This is a genomic window from Brevibacterium sanguinis, assembly GCF_003315415.1.
GTDB classification, from domain to species: domain Bacteria; phylum Actinomycetota; class Actinomycetes; order Actinomycetales; family Brevibacteriaceae; genus Brevibacterium; species Brevibacterium celere_A.
The window spans coordinates 18,914-32,014 of sequence record NZ_QNSB01000014.1 but is presented as its reverse complement, the minus strand read 5'-3'; the positions used below and the strand labels follow the sequence as shown (position 1 = coordinate 32,014).

Below are 13,101 nucleotides of genomic sequence, written 5' to 3'. Positions count from 1 at the left end.
AGGATTGGGAAGGAAGGAGGTGCCAGGTGAATACCGGACCTCAGAATGATTGGTTCGAGAAGGACTTCTACAAGACCCTCGGCGTCTCCAAGGACGCGACCGATGCCGAGATCAAGAAGGCCTATCGGAAGCTCGCACGCAAGTACCACCCTGATGCGAACCCGGGTGACGCCGCGGCCGAGGCCAAGTTCAAGGAGATCGGGCAGGCCCATCAGGTGCTGTCCGACAAGGAGTCGCGCGAGCAGTACGACCAGGTGCGTGCGATGGGCAAGGGACCGCGGTTCACCGCCGGCTCCGGCGGACCCGGCGGCGCGGGCGGATTCGAGGACGTCTTCTCCGACCTCTTCGGAGGAGGTCGGGCGCGGACCCGCACCCGCACGAGCACCGATGTCCCGCCGGATCTCGCCGACCTCCTCGGCGGTTTCGGCGGTGGATACGGGGGCGGCTACGGCGGGTACTCCCCGCCGGTGCGCGGCGGCGACATCAAGTCGAGCACCACGCTGTCGTTCACCGAGGCGATCAACGGCGCGTCCGTCAAGCTCAACATGCCCGGCGGGAAACCGCTGACCGTGCGCACCCCGATCGGGGTCAAGGACGGGCAGAAAATCAGGCTGGCGGGCAAGGGCAAGGCCAGCCCGAATGGCGGGGAGAACGGAGACGTCATCCTCACCGTCCACGTCAAGCCGCACCCGGTGTTCACGCGTGACGGCGACAACCTGCGGGTGGAGCTTCCGGTCAGCTTCGACGAGGCGGCGCTCGGCGCTGAGGTCAAGGTGCCGACACTCGGCGGCATGCCGGTGACGGTGAAGATCCCGGCGGGCACTCCCTCGGGGCGGACCCTGAGGGTGCGCGGCAAGGGCGTGAAGACGAAGACGGGAACCGGTGATCTGCTGGTGACCGTCCAGATCGTGGTCCCGCGCAATCTCACGAAGGAGGCCAAGGCGGCGGTCGAGTCCTTCCGGGCGGCGACGCAGGGCGAGGACCCGCGAGCGGGACTGCTCGACAAGGCGAAAGCGAACTGAGGCGGTGAAGCACAGTGCACATCTCATCGAGTGCCGCGGTGTACGTCATCTCGGTGGCGGCGGAACTGGCCGGTATGCATCCGCAGACTCTGCGTCAGTACGACCGGCTGGGTCTCGTCACCCCGGAGCGGACACCCGGCAGAGGCAGGCGGTACTCCGGTAAGGACATCGCCAAGCTGCGGATGATCCAGCAGCTCTCCCAGGACGAGGGCGTCAACCTGGTGGGGATCAAGAAGATCCTCGAACTGCAGAACCAGGTGGACGCGCTGAAGAGCCGCAATGAGGAGCTCGAGGCGGAGCTGAACTCGCGGATGTCGGCAAAGGAACGTGAGGCCCGGGTGTTCGCCGCGGGCACCCGCGGCGACGTCGTGTCGATCTCCCGCGGACGCCGACCGCAGATGAAACCGGAGTCCGGAGCCCTCGTGCTCTACAACAGCTTCTTCCGGTGACACAGCGAAGCCCTGGGTAACACCTGTGCCCTGGGTGGCACCTGTGCCTCGGTGAGCCGCATCTTCCGGGTACCTAGTTTCTTCCGTGGTACGACGTAGCCCCCAGCCGAGGCTGGGGGCTACGTCGTATGCGGCGGTAGGTCGCCGGCCGCTCCCTGCTGTGCGCTCAGTGATGCGCGCTCATGGGCGATCGCTCATCGGTGCGCGCTCAGGAGCCTCGCCGAGGCGGCTCAGAACTCCGTCGGCGACGTGGCCTTCCGGCGACGCATGGTCATCGTCACGGCTGCACCGCCGACGATGAGCAGGGTGACTCCGGCGGCGAGTCCGGTGAGCTCGGCACCGGTGCGGGGCAGTTCTGCGCCGCCGTTGCCGTTGTCGTCACCGCCGTTCCCGTTGTCGTCGTTGCCATCGTCGTCGCTGCCGCCGCCATTGGCTCCGTCAGTGACGGAGAATGCGCCGGTGAGCTCGTCGTCACCACAGGTCACGGTGACGTCGTAGTCGCCGATGTAGGCCTCGGGGTCCGAGGTCGAGGTGCCGTAGACGCTGACATTGGCCTTGCCCTCATCGTCGGCCTGGACGGTGTTCTCGTAGGCCGTCACATTCGAGTTGCCCTCGGGGTTGACGACGAAGTTGACGTCCTCGCCGGGCTCGCAGTTCTCGACGGAGAGGACGACGCCCTTGTCCTTGTTGACGAAGTCAGCGGCTTCGATCTTCTCAGGGCTCACGGTCAGCGAGGCCTCGGCGGCCGGGGTCTCGGTCGGATCCTCGGTCGGCGGTTCGGTCTCCTCGGCCTCCTCGGTGAGGGTGACCTCGCCGACTTCGACGTTGGTCTCGGTCGTGGAGTCGAAGGCCGTCACCGGGTAGGTTCCCGGAGCGAGTTCGGCGCCCTCTTCGGGCTTGATGACTCCCTCGATGTTGCCGTTCTCGTCGGCGACGACCTGGGCGCCGGCCACGACGGTGTTGGGGCTCTGCAGTCCGACTGCGGCCTGCCCGTTGGGGGTGAATCCCTCACCGGAGAACGTGATCCCGTTCTCGGTGAACTCGGCCACGGTGAGCTCGGTTTCTGCGAGGGTCACCTTCGGGTCGACCTTGGGGTCCGGGGTCTCGGTCTCGTCGGCGACGATCTCGTAAGTGGCTTCATGGACGACGTTGCCTTCGGCGTCCTTGATCTCCCCTCGGTAAGAACCGAGGAACGCGTCACTGGTGTTGCCCTGCGAGTTGATGGAAAGAGCGAACGTGCCGTCGGCTTCGACGGTGACCTCGGTGCTGTAGGGCTTGACGTCCTGGCCTGAGGTCGGAGTGTCGACGATGGTGTAGGTGGAACCGGCTTCCAGCCCGGTTCCGCTGTAGAGAACGCCCTCTTCGGCGTACTTGGCGAGCGAGATCTTCGTCGGGGAGATATCGAATGCGGGTTCCTGCGTCTGGTTCTGAGCCTGGGTGGCTTCCGCAGTGCGAACGGTGGGTGCCTCGGCAGCGAAGACGGGGGCGGCGGCGAGGCCGGTGATCGCCAGGGCGACTGCCGGGGCGAGAGCGAGCTTCTTCATTCACGGTCCTTTCGGGGATCCAGAGTGCTGGGTGAGCGACATGCTGACTCTATTTCCGCCCGAGAATGTTTCCTACTTGTGATCATTAAGTTCACATCGCGCGTTGTAGAGAAACAAGTCCGCCTGTTGTCCGCATTTCACGACCCATGCACCGTTCGAGGCTGTGCGATGCGTCCCGTTCTCGCTGCGATGGAGCGCGAGGAGGCCGGGAACTCTCGTGAGTTCCCGGCCTCCTCGCCTTTCGAGTGGGAGTTGCTCAGATGTCCGTCGGGGACTGCCCGGCAGACTTCCTGCGTCCCGTCAGCGCGACCGCCGCACCACCGACGAGGAGCAGGATCGCGCCCGCGGTGAGTCCGCCGAGGTCGGTGCCGGTGCGGGGCAGGTACCCGTTGTCGTCGCCTCCGCCGCTGCGAGCACCTCCGGTGACGGAGAACGAATCCTTCATCGTGTCGCCGCCGCAGGTGGCAGTGACAACATAGTCGCCGACATAGGCCGACTCGTCGCTGGTCGTGCCGAACACGACGACCGAGGCGGTGCCTTCGTCGTCCGCCGTCTCCGTGTTCTCATACGCGGTGACGTCGATTCCCTTGGGGCTGATCATGAAGTGGACGTCGGCCCCGGCCTCGCAGTCCGTCACGGTGAGGGTGACGCCCTTCTTCGAGTTGACGAAGTCGGCGGCCTCGATCGACTTCGGCGTCACGGACAGGCTCGCCTCGGCGGGAGCCTCGAAGTCGTCCTTGCCGTCGTCCTTCGGCTCGTCGTTCTTGTCGTCATCCTTGGGCCCGACGACCGTGATCGTGCCCTTGAGGACCTGTTCCTGCCTGTCCTCGCCCTCGCCGCGGACGACGGTGACGGTGAAGTCGATGGGCCCGGGCTCGATCTGCGAGGCGTCCCCGTCGTAGAAGATCCGCGTGGAGTACGAGGTGCCGTCGACCGTCTCCGGCTCGTCGGGCGTCAGGGAATCCTCAACCGTGTCACCGGGCCTGAGACCATCGACGGTGATCTCGAATCCCTTGTCCTTGTTCGCGAGGTCGGCTGCGGTGATCTCTTCGGGAACGACGGTGAGGCTCGCGTTGAGCTTGTCGGCATCATCGTCCTCTTCGACGAGGTTGATGGTTCCTTCGGCTGTATCCGGCGAGGCATTGTCTCTTTCCACTGTCACTGTGAAATCAACGGCTCCGGCCTCGATCTCGGCAGCGGTGGCGCTGTGGCGGAGTCGGATCGTGGCCGACCCGTCGGATTCGACCGTTTCGGACTCACCCGTGAGGGAGTTGGTGACCGTGTCGTCCTTGAGCACGCCCTTGACGGTGACAGTGACGCCCTTCGCCGGGTCGGCAAGGTTCTCGGCGGTGATCTCGCCGGGGGAGACCTGAAGTGAAACGCCAATAGGCTTTACGTCCTGCGTTCCTTTCTTCTCGTCATTCGCCCCGTCCTCATTGGCTTCAGCACCCTTGTCCGCAGTGTCCTCGCCGGACCCTGCTGCCTTTGAACCGCCATCGTCGGGCCCTTCAGCAGGGGACCTCTTCGCCGGCTTCGGCTTCTCGGTCTCCTTCGGAGGCTCGGACGTCGGAGTCGACGAGTTCCCCTCCTCCGCCGAGTCCTTGGCGGACTCGCCTCCCGCCTTCTCTCCGCCCGCCGGCTCGGCTGAATCCTTGGTCTGGGAAGCATCATTTGCCGACGTAGTCGTCGCCTCGGTGCTCTGGGAGTCGGTGGGCTCAGCGGCGACGGCCGGAGCGGCTGCCAGCCCGGCGAACGCCAGGGCGACTGCTGGAGCGAGAAGCAGCTTCTTCATGGTGGTGCCTTCCTTCTGCACGGGAGTCGGAGACGCGTTCCAGGGCATCCAGCGAAGTGTCAGCCAACTCAGATGGAAGTCATCCTAGGGTCGGAAATGAAGGGTCGGCATTTAAGTGCGTTTTGTTCACGTAGTTTGCAGTAACGCTTTGATCAAGGGAATTCGGCGACCGTGACATTCTCGTGACAAAGACTTCTCGCCACCAGGCGCATTGACCCCAAGCTTCTCGCCGCCGGACTGCCGATCTCTCAGACGGGCCAGGCGCCCGCCCGGATCTGCTTGCGCTGCTCGGTGGTCGGGACGCGCACTCGCAGTGCCGAGGGCAGCACCTGCATCGCAAGGTAGGTGGAGCGGCCCACGGGATCGCCGTCGAACTGGACGTCGACCTCCTCGTGGGTCTCGATGACGACCTTCTGGCATTTCCGGCTCTCGGTGTGCAGCCCCTTCGACGCCTTGCCCCCGATCACCGAGGCGACGACGCCGACCCACTGGCCCAGGTTCTTCGGGCTGACGATGAGGACGTCGAGCAGACCGTCGTCGATGACGGCATCGGGCAGGAGCTGGATTCCGCCCTGGAGCCGTCCGCAGTTGCCGCCGAGGACCGAGCGGACCCGGGCCGAGATCCGGTAGTCGTCGTCGAAGGTGATCTTCACGTGGCTGGGCTTGCCGACCAGCTTGCGGGAGCCGGCCTCGACATAGGCGAGCCAGCCTAGCTTCGTCTTGAGCTCGGAGCTGGTGTCGGCCATGACCGCGGCGTCGAACCCCAGGCCGGTCATGACGGTGAATACGTGCGTATCGCCGTCCTCGGCGATCTGCGCCTGGCCGACGTCGATCGACCGGTTCCGGCCCCACAGCGCGATCCGCAGCGCCCATTCGGTCTTGTCGAGGACGAGGTCGATGTTGCGGGCGAGCAGGTTGCCCGTGCCCAGCGGAACGATGCCCATCGGCGTCGAGGTGCCGGTCAGAGCCCCGGCGACCGCACGGACCGTGCCGTCGCCGCCGGCGGCGATGACGACGTCGACTCCTTCGTCGAGAGCGGCGGTGGCGGCCGCTCGCCCCGAATCCTCGATTGTCGTCTCCAGCACCAGCGGCGGGGCCCATCCCTCGTAACGGCAGATCGCCTCGGCGGTGGAGGCCAGCTGCCCGGCGTCGGTCTTCGTGGGATTGATGATGAGTGCCGCACGGTACCGGTGTGTTGGGTTCGCCTCGGCGGTGGACTCCGCCGTCCGCACGAGTTCGCGAGAGCGACGCTGGATGCGGCGGGCGCCCACCCTGGCGCCGAGGAGGAAGGAGGACAGGAGCGCCAGAACGAGGACGGCGCCGACGATCAGCCAGCCCACTATGCCCAACTCAAAGTTCATGCTCACAACTTACTCTGCCGCGCGCCCCTCCTCGTCCAGCATGCGAATATCGAAATCGATGCCCGGGCCGTTAAGCTGTCAGAGTGATCGATCTAGCGCTGTTGAGAGAAAACCCGGACCTGTTCAAGGCGTCGCAGGAGGCCCGTGGAGCATCCGTCGGCCTCGTCGACGAGATCCTCGCCGCCGACACCGCGCGCCGTTCCGCCATCACGGCGTACGAGGACGCGCGCGCCGAGCAGAAGTCCTTCTCCTCGCAGATCGCCACGGCCGCGAAGGAGGACAAGCCCGCACTCATCGCCCAGGGCAAGGAGAAGTCGGCCCGGGTCAAGGCGTTGCAGGCCGAATCCGACGAGGCGACGTTCGCGTTCGAATCACTCGTCTCGAAGCTGCCGAACCTCATCATCGAGGGGATCCCCTCAGGCGGTGAGGAGAACTTCGTCACCCTCAAGACCGTCGGCAAACCCCGCGACTTCGGCCCCGACGGCTTCGAGCCGCTCGACCACCTGGAGATCGGGGAGAAGCTCGGCGCCATCGACACTCAGCGCGGCACCAAGGTCTCCGGCGCACGCTTCCACTACCTGACCGGGTTCGGTGCCAAGCTCGAGATGGCCCTGCTCAACCTCGCCCGCGACGTCGCCGAGGGCGCGGGATTCAGCCCCACCATCACCCCGACCCTCGTCAAGCCCGAGGTCATGCGCGGCACCGGGTTCCTCGGCGAGCACGCCGACGAGGTGTACCGCCTCGAGGCCGACGACCTGTTCCTCGTCGGCACCTCCGAGGTGCCCCTGGCCGGCTACCATATGGACGAGATCCTCGACCTCGAGGACGGTCCGCTGCGCTACGCCGGGATCTCCTCGTGCTACCGCCGCGAGGCCGGCTCCTACGGCAAGGACACTCGCGGGATCATCCGCGTCCACCAGTTCCAGAAGGTGGAGATGTTCTCCTACGTCCAGGTCGAGCAGGCCGAGGCCGAGCACGACCGGATGCTCGCTCTGCAGGAGAAGATGCTGCAGCTGTGCGAGCTGCCCTACCGCGTCATCGACACGGCTGCCGGCGACCTCGGCGACTCCGCGGCCCGCAAGTACGACTGCGAGGCATGGGTGCCGACTCAGGGCACCTACCGCGAACTGACCTCGACGTCGAACTGCACGACCTTCCAGGCCCGACGCCTCCAGATCCGCGAACGCCGCAATGGGGCCACGCGTCCCGTGGCCACACTCAACGGAACGATGGCGAACACCCGGTGGCTGGTGCCGATCCTCGAGAACCATCAGCAGGCCGACGGCTCGGTCACGGTTCCTCAGGCACTGCGCCCCTACCTCGGCGGAATGGTGGCTCAGGGACCCGAAGGTCCCCGCTTCGAGCGCTGACGCCCCGTTCATCCCCTTGCAAGGAGGAATATTGCCCTCACACCTCATCGCGCTCGACGTCGACGGCACCGTCGTCGACTACGACGGCAGGATGTCAGCGTCGACCCACCAGGTCCTCAGCGAGCTCGGCGCCGCCGGGCACCACCTCGTCGTGTCCACCGGGCGTGCCCTGCCGGGAGCCATGGAGGTCGTCCGTGCTCTGGACCTGACCACGGGGTTCGTCGTGTGCTCGAACGGTTCGGTCGTCGTCCGCCTCGACCCCGAGCTGGAGAACGGCTGGGAGATGCACCACGTCGTGTCGTTCGATCCGAAGGACGCCCTCCAGCGGATGCACGAGGCCCTGCCCACGGCGCTGTTCCTCGTCGAGGATCCCGATCTGCACCGCTGGGCCTCGGGCGACTTCCCACCCGGTGAGCTCGCCGAGTCCGACACCCTCGACATCGTCAGCTTCGACGAGCTCCTGGAGAAGCGCGCCACCCGCATCGTCATGCGCGAGGTCAACGGCAGCGCGGAGGAGTTCGCCGAGGCGGTCGACCGCCTCGGTCTCCACGAGGTCAGCTATTCCATCGGATGGAGCAATTGGCTCGACATCGCCCCGGATGGGGTGTCGAAGGCCAGTGCCCTCGAACTCGTCGAAGCCGAGCTCGGCATCGACCATGAACTCACCGTCGCGGCCGGCGATGGGCTCAACGACAGGGAGATGCTCGGGTGGGCCCACCACTCGATCGTCATGGGCCAGGCGAAGGAAGAGCTCAAGGAGCTCGGGACCGTGGTGGCGCCGAGCGTCGCCGACGACGGACTGGCCCGGGAACTCATCGATTACTTCGACCTCGATTCCGGTCTGCTCGACGGCACAGGATCCATCGACACGACGGAGACGTAGAGGACGCTCGCCGTCTCAGCGGAGCCGGCGTCTCACCGGTGCCCGCGCGGCTGGGGAGCCGAACCCTCGCCGACCGGCCCGGCCCACGCGTCAGAGTCGGTCGAGCACCGCACCGAGGTAACGAGCCACGCCCTCGGCCTCGACCGCCTCGGCGACGGCGTCCGCTGACTCCTTGACCGAGTCGAGGGCGTTGCCGACGGCCACTCCGTGTCCGGCCCAGGTGAGCATCTCGATGTCGTTGGGCATGTCGCCGAACGCCATCACCTGCTCACGGCCCACGCCGAGGCGCCCGCACAGCTGCTCAAGCGTCCGCGCCTTCGTGACCCCCGCAGGTGAGAGCTCGACCAGGCCGTTGACCGGGTCCGAGAACGTGGCATGGCAGGACCGGGTGAGCACGGGCCCGAGGAGGGTGTGGAGCTCCTGCGAATCGTTCGTCCCGATGCTCACGAGGATCTTCACGACCTCGCGCTCGCGCAGCATGCCGAGGTCCTCGACGAGAACGGCGTCCTGCGGGAACCGGGTGGGGAAACCGGGGTCGATGAGCAGCCCGGTCAGCGTCTCGTAGGCGAATCGGGCCCCGGGCTGGGACTCGGTGATCGCCGCGACGATCTCCTCGATCTCCGGATGGGCGATCGTATGGGCCTCGACGACGCGGGAGGCGGCGATGTCGTAGATGACCGCTCCGTTGAGGCAGACGACGAGCCCGAGGTCGGGGATCTGCTCGGCGATCGGGGCCAGCCAGCGGATGGGCCTGCCGGTGACGAGGACGAACGGGATGTGCGAGGTTCGGCAGCGGTGGATGGCGTCGATCGTCGTGGTCGAGATCGGCTGCCAGTCGAGCAGGAGGGTCCCGTCGATGTCGCTGGCGACGAGACCCAGCCGGAAGTGCTCGGGCAGGGCGACCGTGTGCCGATGCTGAGCAGTCATCGCCAGTCCGGCCCGGATCGCAGGCCGCCCACCGGCAGTCCTGACCGGACGCGGCCCACGAGGTCCGCGGCATCCGCGATGAATCGCTCGCACGCCTGCGCACTCGAGGAGGCGGGACGCCCGGCGAGGAGTTCGGTGCGGGCCATCGAGGCGGCGAGCACCGCCTCGGCGACCTTTGCCGAGGCACGGCCCAGCAGCTCGGGCGCATCGCCGACGACGCTGCGCACCTGGGCGGGGACGACCTGCCCGTCGACGGGGTGGTGGGTGTGCAGCCATTCCACGATGTCGTCGAGGACCGGGACGAGGTCGTTGAGCCGGTGCGTGCCGGCGGCGATCCTCTCGCTGACCCCGATGCTGCCGGTCGTCTCGGCGCTGATACCCGCAGTGGAGCTCGCACTCGTCTCGGCGCCCGCCCTTGCCGCAGAGCTGCCACTCGCCTCGGCGATCGCCGCCGACGTCGCGTAGTAGCGGTCCACCGCGCGGAGGAACCGGTCGTGATGCTGACGCCACAGCCCCGTGCCGAACCGCCGGTCGGGCCCGCGACTTCCCCGCCCGAGCTTCCTGAGATCGGAGAAGAGCGTCATCGAACCCTGATCACAGGTAGTTGCCCGGGCCGCGCTCATCGCGGTCGGACTGCGGTCGGGCGCCCGGGGGAACCGCGCCGGGAGGCAACTGTGCCATGGTCTGCCGGGCCATCGCCTGCTGCGCCATGATCGCCGTCTGGATGCCGTGGAAGAGACCCTCCAGCCAGCCCACCAGCTGAGCCTGGGCGACCCGCAGCTCCGAGGTCGTGGGCGGGCCGTCGGTGCTGTCGAACGGGAGGTCGAGCCGCTCGAGTTCGTCGACGAGCTCCTTCGAAAGTCCGTCCTCGAGCTCATCGATCGAGCGGCGGTGGATCTGGGCGAGCCGCTCCCGGCCCTTCTCGTCGAGGTCCGTGTTCCGGACCTCCTCGAGCAGCTGCTTGACCATCGTGCCGATCCGCATCACCTTCGCCGGAGAGGAGATGTCGAGTTCCCGGGACTCCTCCTTCTCCTCCCCGCCCTGAGCGGAGGAGTCTCCGTCGGTCGAGGGCTCTCCGACCGCAGGCTGCCCGGCAGTGGGCTCGCCGCCCGGGCTCTCACCGTTCGCGGGACCGGCGCCCATGCCCTGGGAGGTCGTCGAGCCGCGGCTCTCGTCGGCGGGTCCGAATGCGTGGGGATCAGCGGTCATGGTCGAGTACCTTCTTCCTGGGAGACGTCAGAGGGCTGTGCGGTGCGGTCTGCGGAGGACTCGTCGACGATGAGCAGCATCTTGCCGATGCTCGCCCCCTCCTCGAGCGCCGCGTGCCCGCGGCCGGCCTCGGCCAGCGGGAGGGTGTCGTGGACGATCGGGCGGATGTCACCGGAGGCCACGGCCGGCCACAGCTGCTGGGCCACCTCGGCGACGATCCGGGCCTTCTGCTCCTTCGGCCGCGCCCGCAGCGTCGTGGCGGTGACGGTCTTGCGCGGCTGGAGGAGGTCGCCGAGGTTGATCTCCGTCTTCGTCCCACCCTGGAGTCCGATGATGACGAGCCGCCCGTCCGTGGCCAGGGCGTCGATGTTGCGCTTGAGGTACTTCGCACCGATGATGTCGAGGATGACGTCGGCACCGCTCGACCCGTCCTCGCGGGTGCAGATCTCATGCACCCGGGCCACGAAGTCCTCGTCTCGATAGTTGATGACGGCGTCGGCGCCGAGGTCGCGGCAGAACTGCGCCTTGCGCTCGGAGCCGACGGTGACGACGACGCGGACGCCGAGGTGCCTGGCGATCTGGATCGCGGCCGTACCGATCCCCGAGGCCCCGCCGTGGACGAGCAGCCACTCGCCGGCGCGGATGCCGGCGCGGCCGACGATGTTCGAGTGCACGGTGGCGAGGACCTCGGGGAGCGCCGCCGCCTCGGTGAGGTCGAGGGAGTCGGGGACGGGCAGGAGCTGACCGGCGGGAACGGGGACCGCCTCGGCGTACCCTCCGCCCGTGAGCAGTGCGGCGACGCGGTCGCCGACCTTCCACCCCGTGACCTCGGGGCCCACCTCGGCGATGGTGCCGGAGACCTCGAGCCCGGGGATCCGGGTGGCACCGGGAGGGGGATCGTAGAACCCCTGCCGCTGGAGCAGATCAGCGCGATTGATCCCGGCCGCGTGGACGGCGACCAGCACTTCATCCGGGGCTGTTCCTGGCTGCGGCTCATCGGTGACCTCGAGAACCTCGGGGCCGCCGGGAGCCGAGAACGTGATTGCTCGCATGTGTCCACTCTAATCGGAGGCTCTGACTTCGCGAACAGCCGGCGGCGTCGCGATCCTGCTCAGGCGAAGAGCCGGAACAGCGGCGAGTTCTTGTGCACGCGCTCGATCTCGATCGGGGAGGCGTCCATGCGTTCGAGCAGGTTGGGCAGGTCTTCGGCGGATCCGAGCTGGATCCCGACGAACGCGGGGCCGGTCTCCCGATCGGAGCGCTTGACGTACTCGAACAGGGCGATGTCGTCGTCGGGGCCGAGGATCTCGTTGAGGAACCGGCGCAGGGCGCCGGGCTCCTGCGGGAAGTCGACGATGAAGTAATGCTTGAGTCCCTCGTGGACGAGCGAGCGCTCGAGGATCTCGGGATAGCGGGAGATGTCGTTGTTGCCGCCGGACACCAGGCAGACGACGGTCGAGCCGGGTTCGACGGTGATCGGCTTGCCCGATCCGGGAGCACCGATGGCCGCGGAGGCCAGCGCCCCCGAGGGTTCGGCGATGATGCCGTCCGTCTGGTACATGTCGAGCATCTCCGTGGCGACCGCGCCCTCGTCGACGGGGCGGACGTCGACGCCGAGCTCGGAGACGATCCCATAGGTCACCGCTCCGGCGCGCTTGACCGCGGTGCCGTCGGCGAACCGGTCGATGTTCTCCAGGGTGATCGGCCGGCCGGCTCGCAGGGCGGCGATCATCGAGGCGGCGCCAGCAGGCTCGGCCCCGATGACCGCGGTGTTCGGCAGGCGCTCGGCGGCATAGGCGGCGACCCCCGAGAGGATCCCGCCACCGCCGACGGGAACGATGATGGCGTCGGGGTCGACGTCGAGCTGCTGGGCGATCTCGACGGCGACGGTGCCCTGGCCGGCGATCGTGCGCAGGTCGTCGAAGGCGGAGACGAGCAGGGCGTCGTTGCGGTCGGCGAAGCGGTGCGCCAGGGCGGAGGCGTCATCATACGTGGAGCCGGCAATCTCGATCGTCACCCGGTCCCCACCGAAGTGGCGGACGCGGTCGATCTTCTGCCTCGGCGTGGTCTTGGGGACGAAGATCGTGCCCTGGATGTCCAGCTCCTTGCACGCGCGCGCGAAGCCCTGGGCGTGATTGCCCGCCGAGGCGCACACGACTCCGCGGGCACGTTCGGCCGCGTCGAGCTGGAGCATGAAGTTGAACGCGCCGCGGATCTTGTAGGAGCGGACGAGCTGCTGGTCCTCGCGCTTGAGGTACACGGTCGCACCGGTGGCGGCGGAGAGCCGCTCCGAGATGTGCAGGGGCGACATGATCACGGAGTCGGCGATTCGCCGCGCGGCCGCCTCGACCTCGGATGCGAGAGCCTGCTGCTGGGGTGACACGTCTGGTTTCAACACATGTCCATTGTGCGCCCTCCGTCTTGCCATCCGGTAAACCGTTCCGGGATGAGGACACCTCATCCCAGGCGGCAGCCCCTCCGAGGACAGGTGCCTGATTGCGGTGCGTTGCAGATGAGCACGAGGGCCCAACCGTGATTTGATGG

The 13,101-nt window shown here is 67.5% G+C and carries 12 protein-coding genes; 4 read left to right on the top strand and 8 right to left on the bottom strand.

Going from position 1 to position 13,101, the window contains the following annotated elements; translation table 11 throughout:
* Positions 1–26: 26 nt before the first annotated feature.
* A complete protein-coding gene (locus DFO65_RS15445) occupies positions 27–1,022 on the top strand; it encodes a DnaJ C-terminal domain-containing protein (RefSeq protein ID WP_113905345.1) in 996 nt (331 codons plus the stop codon).
* 38 nt (positions 1,023–1,060) lie between these two features.
* Positions 1,061–1,471: a heat shock protein transcriptional repressor HspR gene (locus tag DFO65_RS15440; protein WP_428844233.1), complete on the top strand. Its 411-nt coding sequence runs from the start codon at positions 1,061–1,063 to the stop codon at positions 1,469–1,471.
* Between the two features lie 230 nt (positions 1,472–1,701).
* On the opposite strand, the gene DFO65_RS15435 is transcribed toward DFO65_RS15440, so the two are convergent.
* From DFO65_RS15435 to DFO65_RS15425, 3 genes are all read right to left on the bottom strand, one after another.
* Positions 1,702–3,015 carry a hypothetical protein gene (locus tag DFO65_RS15435; protein WP_113905343.1) on the bottom strand — a complete coding sequence of 438 codons (1,314 nt, stop codon included), beginning with the start codon at positions 3,013–3,015 and terminating at the stop codon, positions 1,702–1,704.
* A 256-nt stretch (positions 3,016–3,271) separates the two neighbouring features.
* On the bottom strand, positions 3,272–4,807 hold the full coding sequence (locus DFO65_RS15430; RefSeq protein WP_113905342.1) for a prolipoprotein diacylglyceryl transferase: 1,536 nt from the start codon (positions 4,805–4,807) through the stop codon (positions 3,272–3,274).
* A gap of 248 nt (positions 4,808–5,055) precedes the next feature.
* The gene (locus DFO65_RS15425) at positions 5,056–6,168 is read right to left on the bottom strand and encodes a diacylglycerol/lipid kinase family protein (protein WP_245940820.1); all 1,113 of its coding nucleotides are present in this window, start codon (positions 6,166–6,168) and stop codon (positions 5,056–5,058) included.
* 83 nt (positions 6,169–6,251) lie between these two features.
* Here DFO65_RS15425 and serS point away from each other — a divergent pair, with 83 nt between their 5' ends.
* The gene (gene serS / locus DFO65_RS15420) at positions 6,252–7,538 is read left to right on the top strand and encodes a serine--tRNA ligase (RefSeq protein ID WP_113905341.1); all 1,287 of its coding nucleotides are present in this window, start codon (positions 6,252–6,254) and stop codon (positions 7,536–7,538) included.
* A gap of 31 nt (positions 7,539–7,569) precedes the next feature.
* A complete protein-coding gene (locus DFO65_RS15415) occupies positions 7,570–8,421 on the top strand; it encodes an HAD family hydrolase (RefSeq protein WP_113905340.1) in 852 nt (283 codons plus the stop codon).
* A gap of 90 nt (positions 8,422–8,511) precedes the next feature.
* Here the strand turns inward: DFO65_RS15415 and DFO65_RS15410 are convergent, their stop codons facing one another.
* From DFO65_RS15410 to ilvA, 5 genes are read right to left on the bottom strand one after another with little or no spacing between them, the layout of a single operon-like run.
* Positions 8,512–9,348, bottom strand: coding sequence for an HAD family hydrolase (locus DFO65_RS15410; RefSeq protein ID WP_113905339.1), 837 nt, complete (start codon positions 9,346–9,348; stop codon positions 8,512–8,514).
* Positions 9,345–9,932 carry a hypothetical protein gene (locus DFO65_RS15405; protein WP_113905338.1) on the bottom strand — a complete coding sequence of 196 codons (588 nt, stop codon included), beginning with the start codon at positions 9,930–9,932 and terminating at the stop codon, positions 9,345–9,347. The genes DFO65_RS15410 and DFO65_RS15405 overlap by 4 nt, the downstream gene beginning before the upstream one ends.
* A gap of 10 nt (positions 9,933–9,942) precedes the next feature.
* Positions 9,943–10,557 (bottom strand): proteasome activator, encoded by a 615-nt coding sequence (locus DFO65_RS15400; RefSeq protein ID WP_281268763.1) that lies wholly within the window; start codon positions 10,555–10,557, stop codon positions 9,943–9,945.
* Positions 10,554–11,609 carry an NAD(P)H-quinone oxidoreductase gene (locus DFO65_RS15395; RefSeq protein WP_113905337.1) on the bottom strand — a complete coding sequence of 352 codons (1,056 nt, stop codon included), beginning with the start codon at positions 11,607–11,609 and terminating at the stop codon, positions 10,554–10,556. The genes DFO65_RS15400 and DFO65_RS15395 overlap by 4 nt, the downstream gene beginning before the upstream one ends.
* 59 nt (positions 11,610–11,668) lie before the next feature.
* Positions 11,669–12,955, bottom strand: coding sequence for a threonine ammonia-lyase IlvA (gene ilvA, locus DFO65_RS15390; protein ID WP_245940819.1), 1,287 nt, complete (start codon positions 12,953–12,955; stop codon positions 11,669–11,671).
* Between the last annotated feature and the right edge of the window lie 146 nt (positions 12,956–13,101).

What these genes read in the sequence shown, in the direction of transcription:
- DFO65_RS15395 (WP_113905337.1), bottom strand. Translation starts at nt 11,609, where the DNA reads ATGCGAGCAATCACGTTCTCGGCTCCCGGCGGCCCCGAGGTTCTCGAG.
- DFO65_RS15400 (WP_281268763.1), bottom strand. Translation starts at nt 10,557, where the DNA reads ATGACCGCTGATCCCCACGCATTCGGACCCGCCGACGAGAGCCGCGGC.
- DFO65_RS15405 (WP_113905338.1), bottom strand. Translation starts at nt 9,932, where the DNA reads ATGACGCTCTTCTCCGATCTCAGGAAGCTCGGGCGGGGAAGTCGCGGG.
- DFO65_RS15425 (WP_245940820.1), bottom strand. Translation starts at nt 6,168, where the DNA reads ATGAACTTTGAGTTGGGCATAGTGGGCTGGCTGATCGTCGGCGCCGTC.
- DFO65_RS15435 (WP_113905343.1), bottom strand. Translation starts at nt 3,015, where the DNA reads ATGAAGAAGCTCGCTCTCGCCCCGGCAGTCGCCCTGGCGATCACCGGC.
- DFO65_RS15410 (WP_113905339.1), bottom strand. Translation starts at nt 9,348, where the DNA reads ATGACTGCTCAGCATCGGCACACGGTCGCCCTGCCCGAGCACTTCCGG.
- DFO65_RS15430 (WP_113905342.1), bottom strand. Translation starts at nt 4,807, where the DNA reads ATGAAGAAGCTGCTTCTCGCTCCAGCAGTCGCCCTGGCGTTCGCCGGG.